Source organism: Streptomyces sp. NPDC028298, from assembly GCF_055565895.1.
Window position 1 is genome coordinate 78016 of the sequence record NZ_JBVHTL010000008.1, and the last position, 15761, is coordinate 93776.

Here is a 15761-nt window from a genome sequence, read left to right on the forward strand (position 1 = left end):
GGTCGGGCCGTCGGGGACGGCCGGCCGCGGAGCGGTGTGGTGCGAGGCGGTGTGCTGCCGCTCCGCGGCCGGACCTGGGTCGCTCCAGGAGGTTACTTGCCCTCCCTACTGGTAGGTGACGGTGATCGGGGCGCGCACGTTGTGGCGGGGCAGTGTGATCGTCAGCAGCTTGGAGGCGGCATCCCAGTGGTACGCACTCGGCGACAGGTTCACGCCGGTCGCCGAGACCTTCGTCGGTGCGTGCGCCGCCATGAGGGCGATCGTCCACCGGCGGTTCTGGACCTGACCGGGGAAGGAGCCCCGTGCCGGACCGATCGACACCGTGTGACGCTCCCCCTTCTGCCGGTACAGGATCGTCGTCGTGGCGCTCCGGCCCTTGTGGCTGCCGACTCCGTCGTCCTCGTACAGGCTGAACGATCCTGCCCGGCCGGCGGCGACGGTGAGCGTGACGTCGGTGAGCGGGTTCTTGTCGTTGCCGCTCACGTCGTGGGTGCGGGTGGCGAGGATGCCGCCCGCCCTGACGAAGACCGGCATCGAGTCCAGGCCGGTGGTGATGTCCCGGGTGCCGCCACCGGTGTAGGTCTCACCGGTGAAATAGTTCGTCCACTGGCCGGGCGGGAGCCAGACCGAGGTGGTGGCGGAGGTTCCCGGCGTGGTCACCGGCGCGACGAGGATGTCGGAGCCGTAGAAGTACTCGCTGCCGGCAGTGGCGTAGGCCTGGGGTTCGTCGGGGTACTCCAGGTAGGTGGGCCGGACGATGGGCACGCCGGTGCGGTTCGCCTCCTCGGCGAGCGTGTACGTGTAAGGCACCAGGTTCTCGCGGAGGTTGAGGAACGTGTCGGCCGACTGCCGTGCCGCGGGCCCGTACTGCCAGGGCAGCCGGTCGCTGTGGTTGCTGTGCAACCGGTCGACGGGCTGGAACGTGCCGAACTGGACCCAGCGTGCGTACAGGTCGTCGGGGAGTTTGCGCGTGGTGCGGGTCTGCCCGCCCTCGGTGTACTTCTCCGAACCGGTCAGCCCTGTCGTGTCGTTGTGGCCGCCGATGTCGTGGGTGATGGACGCCATGCCGGTCGCGGCGGACTCCCCGGGCGTGTAGCCGACCTCGAACTTCAACGCGCCCCAGGTCGAGGAGGTGTCACCGGTGAAGTGGACGGTGCTGCGTTTGTCGGCCCAGGGCCCGGTGGGCAGCCCCTGCTGGCCGCTGTACCCGGCCGCCTGCAAGGAGCCGTAGGCACGGGAGAGGACGAAGCCGCGGCCGAGACCGGCGGAACTGGCGGTGGCGTACTGCTGGTTGATCCACGCGTCGGGTGTGACGCCCCGCAGGGACGACTGCGAGGCGTCGCAGCACCAGTCGAGCCACCAGAAGTCGTTGCCCTGCTGATCCATGGTCCGGTGCAGGTCCATGTACGCCTTGAGCTGGTCCGGGTCGCCGAAGTCGAAGGTGTAGCAGTTGTCCTCGACGGCGGCACCCGAGGCACAACCCCCCCTGGTCAGCCTGCCCTTGGCCGTGGCCTGCGTCTGGGCGAACTGGGGGTCGGAGGCGAGGATGCTGGGGTGCACGTTGAGTGTGTTGTGCAGTCCTTGCGCGGCGGACCAGTCGAAGAAGCCCTTGGGGTCGGGGAACTTCGCCGGGTCCATCTCCCAACCGCTCCAGGTGTTCACGGCCTTGAAGTCCGTGTCGGTCACCAGGACGTCCAGCGGGGTTCCTTCGGCGCGGAACGCCGGGAGGATGGCGTTCTCGTAGTCCGCCGCGGTGCGGTCGATGTACTCCGAGTACCAGACGCCGTAGGCCCATTGCGGCAGGAGCGCGGGCGGGCCGGTCAGCGTGGCGAGGTCGGTGAGTCCCCGCTTGTAGTCGTGTCCGTAGCCGAAGACGTAGCCGTCCTGGTAGGGCGTGCCGCCGTGGTCGGGGCGGGGTGTCGCCCGGTGGGCCGTGGCGTCGTACACCGCTGAGGACGTGTCGTCGAGGAGGTACCAGCCGTCCCGGTTGAGCAGTCCGGGCGTGGTGGGTACGGACTTCTCGTTGCCGGTCACGCCGTCGAGGCCGCGGCGGTATCCGCCGAGCGCGAGGTGCGGCTGGGGTGCGGCCGTCCCGGCGGCGGTCACCGAGACGGTGTCCGCGTTGATGTGACAGCTCGCCGTGTCGGGGCAGTTGAGTGTGATGTCGTCGGTGCCGGCGGTGAGGGTGACGGGCAGCGAGGCCGTCTGCCAGTCGTCCCAGTCCTTCGTCGTCGGCAACGAGAGGGTGGTGTTCGTGCCGGCGGCGGACACGGTGGCGGTGCGCTGCTGGTGGAGGCCGTCGCCGCCGACGCCGTTGGCGTACCGGACCCGGAGGGTGTAGACGCCGTCGGCGGGCACGCCGACCAGGTGGGTCGTCAGACTCGATCCCTGGTGGAGGTCGCCGACGAAGCCGCTGCCGGCGTATCCCTGGTGGTCGGTGGCGGCGACGGCCGTACCGCCGACGCGGCCGGCTTCCGCCTCGCAGCTCGTGCCGTACGCGCAGTCCAGGATCGCGGTGCTGGAGACGGGCGGATAGGGGTCGCCGGGGCGGACGAGGGCGACGCTGTCGACGTTGACGTCACCGGAGTCCGCGGCAGTCCGGGTCAGCGCGAGGGTGTGGTGACCCGCGCCCAGTCGCACGCTCGCCGACGTGGTGTTCCAGGTGTCCCAGTTCGCCGTGACCGGTAGGGAGATCGTCTGCGGCGCGCCGCCGTCCACGGTGAGGGTGAGCGTACGGGTGCGGGTCTGGCCGTCTCCGCCGCGGGAGTTGGCGTAGCGCAGGTCGAACTGATAGGTCCCGGCGTCCTTGACATCGATGTCAGAGGATGCCGAGCTGCCGGTGCCCTCGAATCCGGCGGCGAAGCCGCTTCCGGTGTGGCCGACGTGGTCCGAGGCGACGGAAGCCCCGTCGAGACGCAGGCTCTCGGCCTCGCACAGGGCGCCGAGCGCGCACGTCAGGCGCTGCCAGGGGGCCGCGGTCACGGGGGTGCCGCCCGCCACCGACCGCGTCGAGAGGTTCTGTGCGTCGAAGGGACCCGAGCCGACCTTGTAGCGCAGGCTCATCGCGCTCGTCCTGATGGTGAGCCAGCCGTCGGAGGTCGTCGCGCTGTACGCGGCCGGCTCGAACCCGTCGCGGCCGATCGCGTTGAACGTCGGTGCGTCGGTGAACTTCCGATCCCCGGCGTACTCGGTACGGATCAGCGTGGGTGAGAGGATCTCGAATCGGGCGTTCCCCGAGGTGACGGTCGGGACGCGCAGGGTGTGCGGGTCAGCGGCGGCCGGTAAGCCGGCGCCGGTCAGTGTCATGGTGGCCGACACGGCGAGGACCGCGGCGAGGCTCGCCTGCCGTCGCACCAGTCTCAGCCGTCGTCGTTTCGACGCCCTCGACGCCCTCGACGCCCTTGCCGTTCGTGCGGTCTCTGATGTCCTTGACGCGGTCGTCATACGCGCATCCGTTCTGCTCTCAGCAGGGAGGCTCGCCCCCTGTGCCGGTCGAGACCCGGAGATGCCGTGCCGCTCGCGAGCGGGGTCGGGCTGCGGCATCGTCCGGCGGTACGGCAGTGCGGCGGTACGGGAGTGCAGCAGTGCGGCGGTGGTGGAGTGCGGCGGTACTGCGGTGCGGGACGGCACGGGCGTCGGCCCGCGCCCGAGGAGATCAACCCGGGAATCAGAGCATGTCCGCTCCGGCGGTGTCCATAGAGCCCACGACGGAGATGTCGGCCGAAACAAGCCGCTCACGGCGTTGGCATAAGCGTCGGCGCAAGCCTCCGCGTCAGGGATGTCGCGTGTTCGTCGGGTCCGGGTAGCGGCGGGCGCGGGACCAGGCGAGTTGTTCGGCCGCGCTGTTCAGCAGTGTGTCCAGGACGACGGGGTAGGCGCTGTGGGTCATCCGGCCGGCCAGGAGCCGCGCGGTGGCCGCGATGTGCGGGTGGGTCTCCGCGGGCAGTTCGGCGTACGTGGACTGCCACATCTCCTCGTCCGCCACGCGGGCCTCGTCCGTCAGCGCCAGCGACCCGGCGTCCAGGGCCGCGAAGGCCAGGGTGAGGTCGATGAACGCGTGGTAGACGACGACCGCGTCCACGTCCGGGAAGCCCGCGCCGCGCAGGATGCCCAGGATCGTCTCGTCCACCGCGATCTCCCGCGGCCGGCCGGTGACGCGGCTGGCGGTCAGCACGGCGGCCTGGGGATGGGCGAGGTAGGAGGCGTGAATGGCCTGGCCGAGCGCCCGCAGGTCGGCCCGCCAGTCCCCGGTGGCCGTCCAGGTGTCCAGCGCCCGTCCCGTCAGCTCCTCGCCGATGGCCCTGGTCAGGTCGTCGAGTCCGGCGAAGTAGCGGTAGAGGGTGCTCGGGTCGGCACCGAGTGCCGTACCGAGTCTGCGTGCCGTCAGTCCGGTGCTGCCGTGCTCCCGCAGCATCCGCAACGCCGTCTCCACGATCAGTTTCTCGGACAGCACCGTGCCCTGCCGGGTCGGCCGCCGCCTGCGCCGCTCCGTCTCCGGCACCACCTGTTTCGCCATGCCGACCCTTCCGGCTCACCGCGCGCCGACACCCCTTATGCCAACATGATTGACCTTAACCGAGGACATCCCGTTGCATCTGTCCAGGCCGGTGACGTTCGTTTCCGGCGACGAAAGGTGTGTGACATGCGAGTACTTCTCGTGGGCGCGGGCGGCGTGGGCACAGCCGTCACTCGGATCGCGGCCCGTCGCGACTTCCTGACCCACATGGTCGTCGCGGACTACGACCTCGCCCGCGCCGAGGCGGCCGTGGCGGCCCTCAAGGAGCACGGGGACCGGTTCAGCGCGATGCGCCTGGACGCCACCGACGAGGACGCCGTGCGCCGTGCGCTCACCGAGGAGAGGTGCGACGCACTGCTGAACGCGACCGATCCCCGGTTCGTGATGCCGCTGTTCGACGCGGCCCGCGCCGCGGGAACCCACTACCTCGACATGGCGATGTCCCTGTCCGCGCCGCATGCCACGGACCCGTACGAGCAGTGCGGTGTCAAGCTCGGCGACGCCCAGTTCGAGCAGGCCGACGCCTGGGAGGACTCCGGTCGGCTGGCGCTGGTCGGGATGGGCGTGGAGCCGGGTCTGTCGGACGTCTTCGCCCGGTACGCGGCCGACGAACTCTTCGATGAGATCGAGGAGATCGGGGTGCGCGACGGCGCGAACCTTACGGTCGAGGGATACGACTTCGCCCCGTCCTTCAGCATCTGGACGACGATCGAGGAGTGCCTCAATCCCCCGGTGGTCTACGAGAAGGACCGCGGCTGGTTCACCACGGCCCCCTTCAGCGAGCCGGAGGTCTTCGACTTCCCCGAGGGCATCGGCCCGGTGGAGTGCGTGAACGTCGAGCACGAGGAGGTCCTGCTCATCCCCCGCTGGGTCGACGCCCGCCGGGTGACGTTCAAGTACGGCCTCGGCGACGACTTCATCGCCAAGCTGAAGACCCTCCACGAGCTGGGTCTGGACTCCACCAGGAAGGTCACGGTCCCCTCGGCGAACGGGCCTGTGGAGGTCTCGCCGCGGGATGTGGTCGCCGCCTGTCTGCCCGACCCGGCCACGCTGGGCGACCGCATGAGCGGCAAGACCTGTGCCGGCACGTGGGTCAAGGGGACCAAGGACGGCTCGGCTCGCGAGGTGTACCTCTACCACGTGGTCGACAACCAGTGGTCGATGCGGGAGTACGGATCGCAGGCCGTGGTGTGGCAGACCGCCATCAATCCCGTCATCGCCCTCGAACTCGTCGCGACCGGAGCCTGGTCGGGAACCGGCGTCCTCGGCCCAGAGGCCCTGCCGCCCCGCCCCTTCCTCGACCTGCTCAACGAGTACGGCTCGCCGTGGGGCCTGCGCGAGGAGGGCTGACACCCGGGCGTGGTCCATGGCACACGGCGGGGGCGTCGTCACCGGTGGAGGGTGCGGTATGAAGTCTGGTGTGCATGATCAGACTCCGCCCGCGACCGTCCGCGTGTTCATCGCCCTCGCCCCGCCCGACCACGCGAAGGAGGAACTGGCCCGGGAGCTGCGTCCCGCCTACGGCACCCATCCGCAGATGCGGTGGAACCGCATCGAGGACTGGCACATCACCCTGGCGTTCCTGGGCGAACTGCCGGTCGAGACCGTTCCGCTCCTGCGGCCGCCTCTCGCCGGCCTCGCCGCGGCGCGTCGGCCGCCGTCCCTGGCCCTGCGCGGGAGCGGCGACTTCGACGACCGTGTGCTGTGGAGCGGAATCGACGGAGACCTCGACGAACTGCACGCGCTCGCCATGGATGTGCGGACGACCGTGAAGGACTGCGGAGTCGTCTTCGAGGAACGGCCCTTCCGTCCCCATCTGACGCTGGCCCGCGCCCGCAGGGGAGACCGGACCTCCACGGGCGAGATCGCTCACGGGCTCGCCGGGTTCACCGGCCGCGAGTGGCCCGCCGAACGCCTGCACCTGGTCGGCAGCAACGCCGGCCGCAGCAGCGGGCCGATCCACTATCGCGACATCGAGTCGTGGCCCCTCGGCGACGGGAACTCCCCCGGCTCCTGAGCGGCGGGTCCCCTCACTCGTCGGAGTCCGGCTTGTCGCGCGCCGCCGCGTAGGCCTGGGCCGGAGTCATGGGGACGCCGTTGAGGCTGACCGTCTTGTAGGGGCTGACCGCGGCGCAGGTCTTGGCCTCGTCGGCGGTGGAGGCGTGGGCGTCGGCGACCGCACCCTTGCCGTCGTCGGTGCCGGACGACGATCCGCCGGGGTAGGTGGTGCCGCTGGGCCAGTCACTGCCGACCACCAGGACCAGACCGGGGCTCGTGCCCTGCTTCAGATGTGAGGCGGACAGTCCGAGGGCCTTGGCGGCGGTCTGGGCCGCGCCCTTCTGACCGGTGCCGTAGGTGAGGGTCGTGGTGGTCGCCGAGACCGGGGCGTTGGTCGTGGTCGTCGCCGGGCTGAAGCCCTTCCCGGTGAGGGCGGCCGCGACGACGGAGGCGCGGCCGGTGATCCCCGTACCGTTCTCCACGGTCACGGCGACCCGTGAGGCGGGCACGGCCGAGGCGCCGGGCTTCTTCGTCGCGGAGGCCGCCGCGGACTTCTTGCCCGACGCGGTGGTCAGCGACTTGTCGTCCGCGATCGTCGCGAACAGGCTCTTCGCGCCGGCCCCCACCACGACACGGTTCTTGTCGGCCGGGTCGGGAGCCGTCTGCATCGTGGTGAACGTCATCCGCTTCGTCGGCACCTTGTCCAGGTCCGAGGCGAGCCCGATCAGCTTCTTCACGGAGCCCAGGCCCTCGTCCACGGTCAGCGCCTTGGTGGCGGCGTCCGCGAGGTGGTAGACGGCACCGGGGTCGGTGAGGGTGCCCGCGCTCTTGAAGTTGCGGATCATCGCGCTGAGGAAGATGTGCTGGGAGACCGTACGGCCCAGATCGCTGCCGTCGCCGAACCCGTGCCGGGAGCGGACGAACTGCAGGGCCGCGACGCCCTGGAGCGTGTGGCTGCCCTTGGACAGTTTCAGGTGCGAGTACGTGTCGTAGACGTCGTCACTGACGCACACGGAGACGCCGCCGACGGCGTCGGACATCTTGACCACGCCGGAGAAGTCGAGTTTCACGAAGTGGCTGATCGGGATGCCGGTGAGCTGGTGGACCGTGGCCACCTGGCAGGCCGGGCCGTACTGGAGCGCGCTGTTGATCTGACCGTAGTAGCCGGCCGTCGACTTCCCGGTCTCACCGTCCTTGCAGGCCGGGACGCGGGTCATGGTGTCGCGCGGGATGCTCATCACCGTCGCGTTGGAGCGGTCGGCGGACACGTGCACCACCATCTGCACGTCGGCGTTGCTGCCCGTCTGCACCCCGGTCCGGGCGCAGCCGCCGCCGAGCTTGCAGTCCGCCTTGCTCGTCCGGCCGTCCGAGCCCATCACCAGGATGTCGATGGGGGTGCGGCCGAAGGCGTCCGCCTTCTCCGTGCCGCCCTTGCCGTCCAGGGGGACGGTGTCGAGGTTGCCGTTCAGGTGATCGTAGAACCACCATCCGACGCCCGCCGTGCCCAGCACCAGGAGCGCGACGCATATCCCTGCGGTCCTCAGCACCCGCCTGCCGCGGCCCGACCTGTGCGCCCGCTTGCCGCCGTGTGAGTGGGCGCCGCCTCGGGACGTGAACCGGTCGCCCGGGAGTCCGGCTCCGTCAGGTCGCGTCGTGCGTTGTCCGGGCACCTGGGACCTGCGGTTGCGTGTCGCCTGGCCGCCCGAGCCGTCCCACGGGTCGCTCATCTCCCACTCCCATGAACAGTCGGGCCCGTCAGCCCCGTCCCTCGGAGGTACGGCGGCATGTCCTGCGGTCTACGGGCGAGTGAAGCGGGCGTCTTTCCGGCTTGCGTAGTTGCGCAATCTAACAAAGTGATGGCCCGGTCGGCAGGAGCCCCCCGGCGTTTCCCGGGTGAGGCATCTCATGTCACGCGTGGGGCCCTTGATGGAACCGTCTCGTGAAGGGAGACGTCGGATCGGGCCTTCCCGTTCCGCGGCCGTCCGGAATCCGGCCACGCGGGCCTCGGTGGCCCCGCGCCTTCACCGCGAGCGCGCGGTGAGCTGCCGGATCATCACCCGGACCACGGTGACGATGTCGGGGTCGTCCACGTAGTAGACCTGCCGCCGTCCCTCGCGGCGGGACCGCACGAGGCCGGCGAGCTTCAGTTTGGCCAGATGCTGGCTGACCGCAGGCAGCGCGCCGCCGACCCGGTCGGCGAGATGCGTGACGTCGCATTCACCCTGCGACAGCGCCCACATCAGATGCAGCCGGGCCGGGGAGGCGAGCAGCCCGAACGCGGCGGCCGCGTCGGCGAGAACCTCGGCGGACGGATCCTCGACACCACCGGCGTTCCCGGTCACAGCCTTCACCCGCTCACTTCACGGCCTCACTCGTGCGCCGCCCCAGTCTAGGACCGGGGACCCGGCGAGCTCCGGAAGGTTCGCCAGCGCGGTGCCTCGTCGTCGGGCACGTCCGGGGAAGCGAAGTGGAACGGCACCCCGAGCAGGTCCGCCAGCGCCCGGCCCGCCTCCGCGGCGGCGGTGCCCGGCCGGGGCCCGCCGCGCCGCTGGAGGACGGTCGCCAGGTGTCCGTCACCGGCCGGGTCGTCCAGGACCGCGACGAGCACCACGAACCAGTCGTGCACGGTGTCGCCGTCCCACAGTGCCTCGATCGCGGCGATCCGGCCCGGAAGCTCCTCGGCGCGGGCCGCGAGGGAGGGGGGGTCGAGGGGATCGGGCGGTCGGTACCGTACGCGGTCACCGAGGGCCTCGTAGCGCGCGTGCACCACTTGTTCCGCCTGGTGCAGGCCCAGCCCGAGGGGGCGCAGCGCCACCCATACGTCCCGCACCGCCGCGATCCGGTGATCACGCAGCACGTTCGCGTCGACGTCCTGGCGGGTCCGCTCCTCCAGGTAGGCCCACCAGCCGCTCATGGGCGCTCGGGACGGGGCGGGGCGGGGTGCGTCCGGTAGGTCATGGCCCGAATGTACGGCAGGACGCCGCGGCGGAATCCGCGAGCACTCGCCCCCGCCGGGACACCGCGAGGGAAGCCCCTCGCCGGCGAAATCGCCTGGCGATCCGTCAGGCGTTCAGGCAGGGTCGAGTCGATGAGCGATGAGCACGAGATGGTCTACGCCCGCATCGAGTCCTTGGAGGGCCTGCTGCAACGGGGGCGCGGCCTCGGCGCGGTACGGGCGCTCCGGGACCCGCAGGAAGCCGCCGCGTTCGTGTACGACGGGATCCGCCGTGACTGGCGCTGGGACTCGACCGACGACCGCTGTCTGTATCTGGCCCGGCTCGTCCGCGATCTGGACCTGTCCCTCACCCCGGTCCTGCGTCGGCTCGCGGGGGACGAGGAGACCTGTCTGCGGGCGTGCGACGTCCTGGAACTGCTGGCCCTCTCGGGCTCGGAAGCGGCCAGGGATGCGCTGCGTACGTACATCCGCGAGGGCGCGCACTGGGCGAGGGTCCTTGAGTCGGTCTCGATCGGCTGGCCGACCGAGTGGTGGGACGACCTCGGTGACGTCGCGCGCGCCCGGATCGGCGAGGAACCGGAACTCCCCCGGCAGCCCGAGCCGTGGAGCCGGTTCGGGATCGAGGTGCGCAACCGCCCGCCCGTACCCAGGCCGTCCCTGGACGGGCTCGGCACCGGCGAACTGCTCATCCTGCTCCGCGACGAACGCACCGTGGAAGAGGACAAGTTCGACGCGCTGCGTGCGCTGAACCGCAGGGAGCCCGACGAGGGGCTGCTCCCGCTCGTCCCCTCTTTGGGCACCTCGGACGGCCGGCGGCCCCTGCCGCTGCTCAGGCGGGCGGTCGAACGCCTCGACGCCCTCGCCGTACCGGCGGCGCGCGGCTGGGCGGAGGATCGGCGTCCGTGGCTGGCCGAGCTCGGAGCGGACGTGCTGGCCGACCATCCCTCCGCCGAGGACCTGCCGGGGCTCGTACGAGAACTGGCGGGGCAGTGGTCGGCGCGCGCCTGGTGCGGTCCCGACCGGACGGCGCGGCGTCTGGCCCGGCTCGGTCCCGATGCCGCCGAGGCGTTGCCCTACCTGCGGCGCTTCTGGCTCCACACCCCGCACTCGTACGAGCGGACCGCGTATCTGGAGGCCTTGGCGGCCATCGACCGGAGCGGCCTGGAGCACGTCTACGCCGAATCGCTGTGGGACTGCGAGGAGACGGCACGGCTGGCCGCGATCGCGTCGGTGCCGGCCGCCCGGGAGGCGCTGGAGCGGATCGCGGCCTTGCGGGACGATCCGATGGAGACGCCCGAGGTACGGGCCGCGGCGCGAGAACGTCTGGCATCCACCGAGTCCACGGACGGCACCGGCACCCGTACGGGCACTGGCATAGGTACGGGCATGAGCGCGGGTACGGGTACGGGCTGACCCGGCCGTCGGTCCGGCTGACGGTCCCGTCGACCTGACGGCATGTCACTGTCCCATGAGGCAAGGCGAGTCGTCGTGGCGGAAACGCCCACCGGTGGCCCAACTGGGCGCCGACGCCGAGGGCGGGAGGTATCCCTGGGGACGTCGATCCACCGGACGAAACGGACCCATCATGCCGACCCGGCTCCCCCGCTCCCTCGTCCGCCCCCGGCGCGCCTCCGCGCCGACCCGGCGGCGTTCCCGGCTCACCGTCCTGCTCTCCGCCGCCGTGCTGGCCCTGACCCCCGTCGCACCGGCGCTGGCCACACCCACCGCCGTCGGCGACGTCCACCACCCGAAGGCGGGTGCGCCGCCCTTCGCCAAGAGCCTGACGCCCGATCTGATCGCCCTGATGCAGCGCCTGCGCATCCCCGGAGCGGTGGTGTCGATCCGCACTCCGCAGTGGGGCACCTGGACCAAGACGCTCGGCACCGAGTCCCTCAAGACGGGCAAGCCGATCGCGGCCGACGAGCACTTCCGGATCGGCAGCATCACCAAGACGTTCACCGCCACGGTGATCCTGGAACTCGTCGACGAGGGCCGGATCAAGCTGGACGCCCCGGTGTCGCGCTATCTGCGCGGTGTACCGAACGGGCGCAACATCACCGTCCGCCAACTGCTCCAGATGACCAGCGGCCTCTACAACTACAGCGAGGACCTGCGCTTCAACCAGGTGCTCGACGACCGCCCCGAGACCCAGTGGAGGCCCGAGGAACTCCTGGCGATCGCGTTCCGCCACCAGCCGTACTTCCCGCCGGGACAGGGGTGGCACTACTCCAACACCAACTACATCCTGCTCGGGCTGATCGCCGAGAAGCTCACCCACCGGCCGCTCACGTCCTTGCTGCGTGACCGTGTCTTCCGCCCGGTCGGCATGCCGCACACCAACCTGGCCACCGACACGGCCTTCCCCGCCCCGCACCCGCGCGGCTACCAGTTCATCAGCAACGTGGACAGTCTCACCGCTCCGGTGCTCACCGGGAAGGACGCCGCCTGGGCCGACTGGTCGGCGGGCAACCCGATGGACGTCACCGACGTGAACCCCTCGTGGGCCTGGGCGGCCGGCGGCGGCATCTCCACGCTGTCCGACCTGCTGCGCTGGGCCCCCGCACTGGCCGACGGAAAGCTCCTCAGCCCGCAGACGCAGCGCCAGCGGCTGCGTTTCGTCCCCACCTCGGACGTGCCGGGCACGCCCACGTACGGTCTGGGGATCGTCGACTTCTCCGGCTTCCTCGGCCACGACGGTCAGATCCCCGGCTACAACAGCTTCGTGGGGTACGACCCGAAGCGGAAGGCGACCGTCGTCGTCCTGGTGAACCTCAACCAGTCACCCGACGGCACCGCTCCCTCAGACGAGTTGACGAAGTTGATCCTCTCGGAGGTGTTCGGCGTATCGCCGTCCTGAGCGGCGGCGTGTGACCACGCGAGGCCGGGCCGCGTCGGCGGCCCGGCCTCGTACGTCTCCGCAGCCCGGTCACTGAGCCCCCATCAGGCCCCATCAGGCCACGAGTTGGTAGATGCTCCGGGCCATGAGGTACAGACCGAGGAGCAGTGAGAGCGTGACGATCAACTGCTCCTGGTGCTGCTCCAGCCAGCCGCGCAGCGCGTTCAACCGGGCGTTGGCGGCCGTGGGCGCCCAGACCGTGTACATCTCCATGACGATGAGGCTGAGCGTGGCCAGCAGGCAGTAGCCGGTCAGCGCGAGCCAGTCGGTGAGGGTGGAGAGGTCCGCGTCGACGGCGGTCGCGGCTCCGGCGCCGACCATGGCCCAGGGCTGCAGCAGCCAGGCCAGGCCCGCTGCCGTGGCCGGGGAGGCGTTGTCGATCCGGGCGGTCCAGCGTGGAGGGCCGTGCGGTTGGGGCGGTCGGCGGCGCCGGTGCGCGCTGTAGAGCACCAGCCCGACGCCGATGGCGAGTTTCGCGGCGATCGTCGCGGTGGAGGGCACGGTGTGACGGGCGGGAGGCTGACCGCCCGTCAGCAGCACCACGCAGACAATCACCACGATCAGGTTGGCCAGCCACGACAGCAGGAACGCCAGGCCCTGGCGAACGCCGCGCCGCGAGGAGAGCAGCAGGATGAAGGCGCTGTTGTGCAAGGGCCCCAGGGTGATGGCCAAACCGATCACGAGCAGGTCGAGGACCATCGGATGCGTCGCTCCTGAGGATCAGGACCGTCTACCACCTGGGACGGGCGGGTCGGTCGGCCGGGTCGGGCGGCGCCCTCACGGCGCCGCATCCCGACCCTGCAGGGGGGCGACCCGGCCGGTCAAGCAGACCACGCCCACGTCCTCGTATGCACCAGGCCCGGAACTCGACCGCCACGGCCCGGACTCCCGCTTTCCGCTGCGTCGCTCCCTCGAGGAGGGCCGACGTTCATCGTGGACCGCGCGGAGAACGGGCGTGGATCAGCGGCGGCGCAGCATCATGACGACGGCGACGACCACGATGATGAGGACGACGGTACCCAGGCCTATGTACACGGGTTTCTCTTTCCTTCGAGGGAGAGGCGCCGACCGGCGCCGCAGGAGCCGAGTGCCCCCACCGGCGACTTTCAGACCCCTCTGGAAGGTCCTGTTGCCTGGGGGTGGTCCAGGCGATGGCCGACGGAGTCGGAATCCCTCCGTCTCCTCATCCCCCCGTCTCCTCCATGCCGTGCACGCCATCCACGGCGGCCAGCAACCGCGGCCATGTGGCGGCGAATCCGGGGTGCAGGCGCAGCGAGTCGATCTCGGCGGGGGCGCACCACCGGTAGGCGGACCCTTCTCCGTCCCCACGGAGCGGGGAGAACGGCCCGGTGACCTCCGCGACGACGGTGTGGTAGGCCCATCCACCGTGATCGTCGACGAAGGTGTGGATCCTGCGGAGTTCCGGAACACCGCCCAGTTCCTCCGCGAACTCCCGGCGGGCCCCGTCCCACGGACTCTCGCCGGCGTGCAGCGCCCCACCAGGAGTGCTCCAGGTGCGGCCGTGATGGACCCGCCAGGAACGGCGCTGGAGCAGGAACCGGCCGTCCTGGCGCAGGAGCAGTCCCGCCGCGCCGTGCGGGCCCCAATGGCGGCACCCACGGCTGTCCCTGACGTATCCGCGACCGGTGTCGGCCATACTTTCTCCCTCGCTGCGCAGGACGCGACGCGTCCTTCATCGTCGGTGGGCCCGTGTTTAGGTCGCACGAGGCGGGAACCCGGCAGGAGAAGGGGACGCCCGCAGACTACGTCCCGCCACCGGAGGACGCCATGATCATCCTCGGAGTCATCCTGCTTGTCATCGGCCTCATCGCCGGTATCGGAATTCTTTGGACCATCGGGATCATCCTGGTCGCGATCGGCGTCGTGCTGTGGATCCTCGGAGCGGTGGGCCGCGAGGTCGGCGGACGACGTCACTACTACTAGGCGGGACCACTGACCACTGGGCGGGCGCGCGACCGGCGGCTCAGCGCGCCACTCGGGGCCCGGCATCTGCCGGGCCCCGGGCGTGCCACCGAAGCGATCGGGACCGTCAGTCGCCGATCAACTCCGCGTACTCGGCGGCTGAAAGCAGATCCCCTGCGGAGTCGCCCTCTCCCGGCTTGATCTTGAACAGCCAGCAGCCGTAGGGGTCGTCGTTGACTTCCTCGGGCTGCTCGAGGACGTCGTTGTTCGCCCCGGTCAACTCGCCGCCGACCGGAGCGAAGATCTCCGTGGCGGCCTTGACCGACTCGATGGTGCCGACGGGTTCACCGGCGTCGACCTTCTTGCCCAGCATGGGCAGATCCACGAACACGACATCGCCGAGCTGCTTCTGCGCGTGGTCGGTGATGCCGACCGTCACCGTCCCGTCGGCTTCGAAGCGCGCCCACTCGTGGTCGTCCGTGTACTTGAGGTCCTTCGGGATGGTTGACATGACAGCCCCTTTCGGAACACGAAGTGATCACCGAGTGGCAGATTGTCACGCCGTGACGCGTGCGAACGGCTTCCACGCGGACCGGCCGCCGAAGGATGGTTTCGCCAGGTCCGGCCGCGCCCGTGTCCGTTCGGGGCCGGTCCCCGCCACCCCGTACTCGGATGCGGACACGCCCCTGGAATGATCCGGTGACATGACCGCGAGACCCTCCGACGACCTGGCCGCCGCCTTCGCCCGTCTGGGCGGTGAGGACGACGGACAGGTCTGGATCGAACTGTGGGACGACCTGTGCCATCAGGGCAGCGTCTACGCCGACAGCTTCCTGGCCCTCCCCCACCTGGCCGCCGTCGCGGACGGCCGCGCCCCCGGCGAACCGCACGAAGCCGTCGAGCTGGCGGGCCTCATCGCGTCGGCGGCCGACGAAGAGCACAGCGCGCGTTACGCCGGAGAACTCGCCGTCCTCCTCCCCGTGGCCGACCGCCTGCTCGACGCGGCAGGCGAGGACGCCGTGGTGTTCGTGGACCTTCTCCAGTGCCTCCTGGCCTTCGAGGGGGAACGCGTCTGGAGCGCCGGGCTGCTGGAGGGCCTGTACCAGCAGGAGTACGAGATCGAGTGCCCGGAGTGCGCTTCGGAGCTGTTCATCGCCTTCGGCGACCGAGGGACGTTCGCCTCCGCCGGCGACTACGTGACGACCGACCCGCCCACGGCGCCCTTGCTGCCCGCCGACCCGGCCGACCTCGCTCCCCTGCCCGCGCGGCTGCACCGTACGGCGGCACAGGCGGGTCACGGGGACGTCGCACGCGGAATCCTGCACCTCTTCGGCCGGGCCACCTGCCCGGACTGCGACGACGTCTTCCCGGTCTCGGAGCAGGTGGAGGCGGCCCGGATATGAACGAACGAGACTCGGGCGAGCGGGACTTGAGCAGGCGGACCCCGGGCGAGCCGGACACGAACGAACGGG

At 70.7% G+C, this 15761-nt stretch carries 14 protein-coding genes; 6 read left to right on the forward strand and 8 right to left on the reverse strand.

From position 1 onward, the window contains the following. Positions 1-105: 105 nt before the first annotated feature. Together ACZ4TO_RS31020 and ACZ4TO_RS31025 are read right to left on the reverse strand one after the other, a co-directional pair. A complete protein-coding gene (locus ACZ4TO_RS31020; RefSeq protein ID WP_468026143.1) occupies positions 106-3306 on the reverse strand; it encodes a TIM-barrel domain-containing protein in 3201 nt (1066 codons plus the stop codon). 466 nt (positions 3307-3772) lie between these two features. Continuing rightward, positions 3773-4516 carry a TetR/AcrR family transcriptional regulator gene (locus tag ACZ4TO_RS31025; protein WP_468025940.1) on the reverse strand — a complete coding sequence of 248 codons (744 nt, stop codon included), beginning with the start codon at positions 4514-4516 and terminating at the stop codon, positions 3773-3775. 126 nt (positions 4517-4642) lie between these two features. On the opposite strand from ACZ4TO_RS31025, the gene ACZ4TO_RS31030 reads away from it, so the two are divergent. Both ACZ4TO_RS31030 and thpR read left to right on the forward strand, forming a co-directional pair. Beyond that, positions 4643-5866 (forward strand): saccharopine dehydrogenase family protein, encoded by a 1224-nt coding sequence (locus ACZ4TO_RS31030; RefSeq protein WP_468025941.1) that lies wholly within the window; start codon positions 4643-4645, stop codon positions 5864-5866. Between the two features lie 70 nt (positions 5867-5936). Continuing rightward, complete coding sequence (gene thpR / locus ACZ4TO_RS31035; protein ID WP_468025942.1) at positions 5937-6533, forward strand: RNA 2',3'-cyclic phosphodiesterase; 597 nt, start codon at positions 5937-5939, stop codon at positions 6531-6533. Positions 6534-6546: 13 nt separating this feature from the next. Here thpR and ACZ4TO_RS31040 read toward each other — a convergent pair whose 3' ends face one another. From ACZ4TO_RS31040 to ACZ4TO_RS31050, 3 genes are all read right to left on the reverse strand, one after another. Further along, positions 6547-8241 carry an LCP family protein gene (locus ACZ4TO_RS31040; RefSeq protein WP_468025943.1) on the reverse strand — a complete coding sequence of 565 codons (1695 nt, stop codon included), beginning with the start codon at positions 8239-8241 and terminating at the stop codon, positions 6547-6549. A gap of 294 nt (positions 8242-8535) precedes the next feature. Continuing rightward, positions 8536-8856, reverse strand: a complete 321-nt coding sequence (locus ACZ4TO_RS31045; protein ID WP_382778547.1) for an ArsR/SmtB family transcription factor — start codon at positions 8854-8856, stop codon at positions 8536-8538. Positions 8857-8903: 47 nt separating this feature from the next. Further along, positions 8904-9428, reverse strand: coding sequence for a hypothetical protein (locus tag ACZ4TO_RS31050; RefSeq protein WP_468025944.1), 525 nt, complete (start codon positions 9426-9428; stop codon positions 8904-8906). A 174-nt stretch (positions 9429-9602) separates the two neighbouring features. Here ACZ4TO_RS31050 and ACZ4TO_RS31055 point away from each other — a divergent pair, with 174 nt between their 5' ends. Continuing rightward, the gene (locus tag ACZ4TO_RS31055) at positions 9603-10883 is read left to right on the forward strand and encodes a hypothetical protein (protein WP_468025945.1); all 1281 of its coding nucleotides are present in this window, start codon (positions 9603-9605) and stop codon (positions 10881-10883) included. Between the two features lie 172 nt (positions 10884-11055). Beyond that, the gene (locus ACZ4TO_RS31060) at positions 11056-12327 is read left to right on the forward strand and encodes a serine hydrolase domain-containing protein (protein WP_385041519.1); all 1272 of its coding nucleotides are present in this window, start codon (positions 11056-11058) and stop codon (positions 12325-12327) included. Between the two features lie 93 nt (positions 12328-12420). On the opposite strand, the gene ACZ4TO_RS31065 is transcribed toward ACZ4TO_RS31060, so the two are convergent. Both ACZ4TO_RS31065 and ACZ4TO_RS31070 read right to left on the reverse strand, forming a co-directional pair. Beyond that, a complete protein-coding gene (locus tag ACZ4TO_RS31065) occupies positions 12421-13065 on the reverse strand; it encodes a GAP family protein (RefSeq protein WP_468025946.1) in 645 nt (214 codons plus the stop codon). 484 nt (positions 13066-13549) lie between these two features. Continuing rightward, on the reverse strand, positions 13550-14023 hold the full coding sequence (locus tag ACZ4TO_RS31070; RefSeq protein ID WP_468025947.1) for an NUDIX domain-containing protein: 474 nt from the start codon (positions 14021-14023) through the stop codon (positions 13550-13552). A 131-nt stretch (positions 14024-14154) separates the two neighbouring features. Between ACZ4TO_RS31070 and ACZ4TO_RS31075 the strand changes: the two genes are divergently transcribed. Next, positions 14155-14310: a DUF6131 family protein gene (locus tag ACZ4TO_RS31075; protein WP_382778553.1), complete on the forward strand. Its 156-nt coding sequence runs from the start codon at positions 14155-14157 to the stop codon at positions 14308-14310. Between the two features lie 106 nt (positions 14311-14416). On the opposite strand, the gene gcvH is transcribed toward ACZ4TO_RS31075, so the two are convergent. Continuing rightward, on the reverse strand, positions 14417-14800 hold the full coding sequence (gene gcvH / locus ACZ4TO_RS31080; RefSeq protein WP_451075677.1) for a glycine cleavage system protein GcvH: 384 nt from the start codon (positions 14798-14800) through the stop codon (positions 14417-14419). A gap of 193 nt (positions 14801-14993) precedes the next feature. Between gcvH and ACZ4TO_RS31085 the strand changes: the two genes are divergently transcribed. Continuing rightward, the gene (locus tag ACZ4TO_RS31085; protein ID WP_451075678.1) at positions 14994-15692 is read left to right on the forward strand and encodes a hypothetical protein; all 699 of its coding nucleotides are present in this window, start codon (positions 14994-14996) and stop codon (positions 15690-15692) included. Positions 15693-15761 lie beyond the last annotated feature (69 nt).

Excerpts from the sequence above, each read along its gene's own strand:
- ACZ4TO_RS31025 (WP_468025940.1), bottom strand. The coding sequence starts at position 4,516 with ATGGCGAAACAGGTGGTGCCGGAGACGGAGCGGCGCAGGCGGCGGCCG.
- ACZ4TO_RS31040 (WP_468025943.1), bottom strand. The coding sequence starts at position 8,241 with ATGAGCGACCCGTGGGACGGCTCGGGCGGCCAGGCGACACGCAACCGC.
- ACZ4TO_RS31030 (WP_468025941.1), top strand. The coding sequence starts at position 4,643 with ATGCGAGTACTTCTCGTGGGCGCGGGCGGCGTGGGCACAGCCGTCACT.
- ACZ4TO_RS31055 (WP_468025945.1), top strand. The coding sequence starts at position 9,603 with ATGAGCGATGAGCACGAGATGGTCTACGCCCGCATCGAGTCCTTGGAG.
- ACZ4TO_RS31085 (WP_451075678.1), top strand. The coding sequence starts at position 14,994 with ATGACCGCGAGACCCTCCGACGACCTGGCCGCCGCCTTCGCCCGTCTG.
- ACZ4TO_RS31050 (WP_468025944.1), bottom strand. The coding sequence starts at position 9,428 with ATGAGCGGCTGGTGGGCCTACCTGGAGGAGCGGACCCGCCAGGACGTC.
- ACZ4TO_RS31065 (WP_468025946.1), bottom strand. The coding sequence starts at position 13,065 with ATGGTCCTCGACCTGCTCGTGATCGGTTTGGCCATCACCCTGGGGCCC.
- gcvH (WP_451075677.1), bottom strand. The coding sequence starts at position 14,800 with ATGTCAACCATCCCGAAGGACCTCAAGTACACGGACGACCACGAGTGG.
- ACZ4TO_RS31060 (WP_385041519.1), top strand. The coding sequence starts at position 11,056 with ATGCCGACCCGGCTCCCCCGCTCCCTCGTCCGCCCCCGGCGCGCCTCC.
- ACZ4TO_RS31075 (WP_382778553.1), top strand. The coding sequence starts at position 14,155 with ATGATCATCCTCGGAGTCATCCTGCTTGTCATCGGCCTCATCGCCGGT.
- ACZ4TO_RS31070 (WP_468025947.1), bottom strand. The coding sequence starts at position 14,023 with ATGGCCGACACCGGTCGCGGATACGTCAGGGACAGCCGTGGGTGCCGC.
- ACZ4TO_RS31020 (WP_468026143.1), bottom strand. The coding sequence starts at position 3,306 with ATGACACTGACCGGCGCCGGCTTACCGGCCGCCGCTGACCCGCACACC.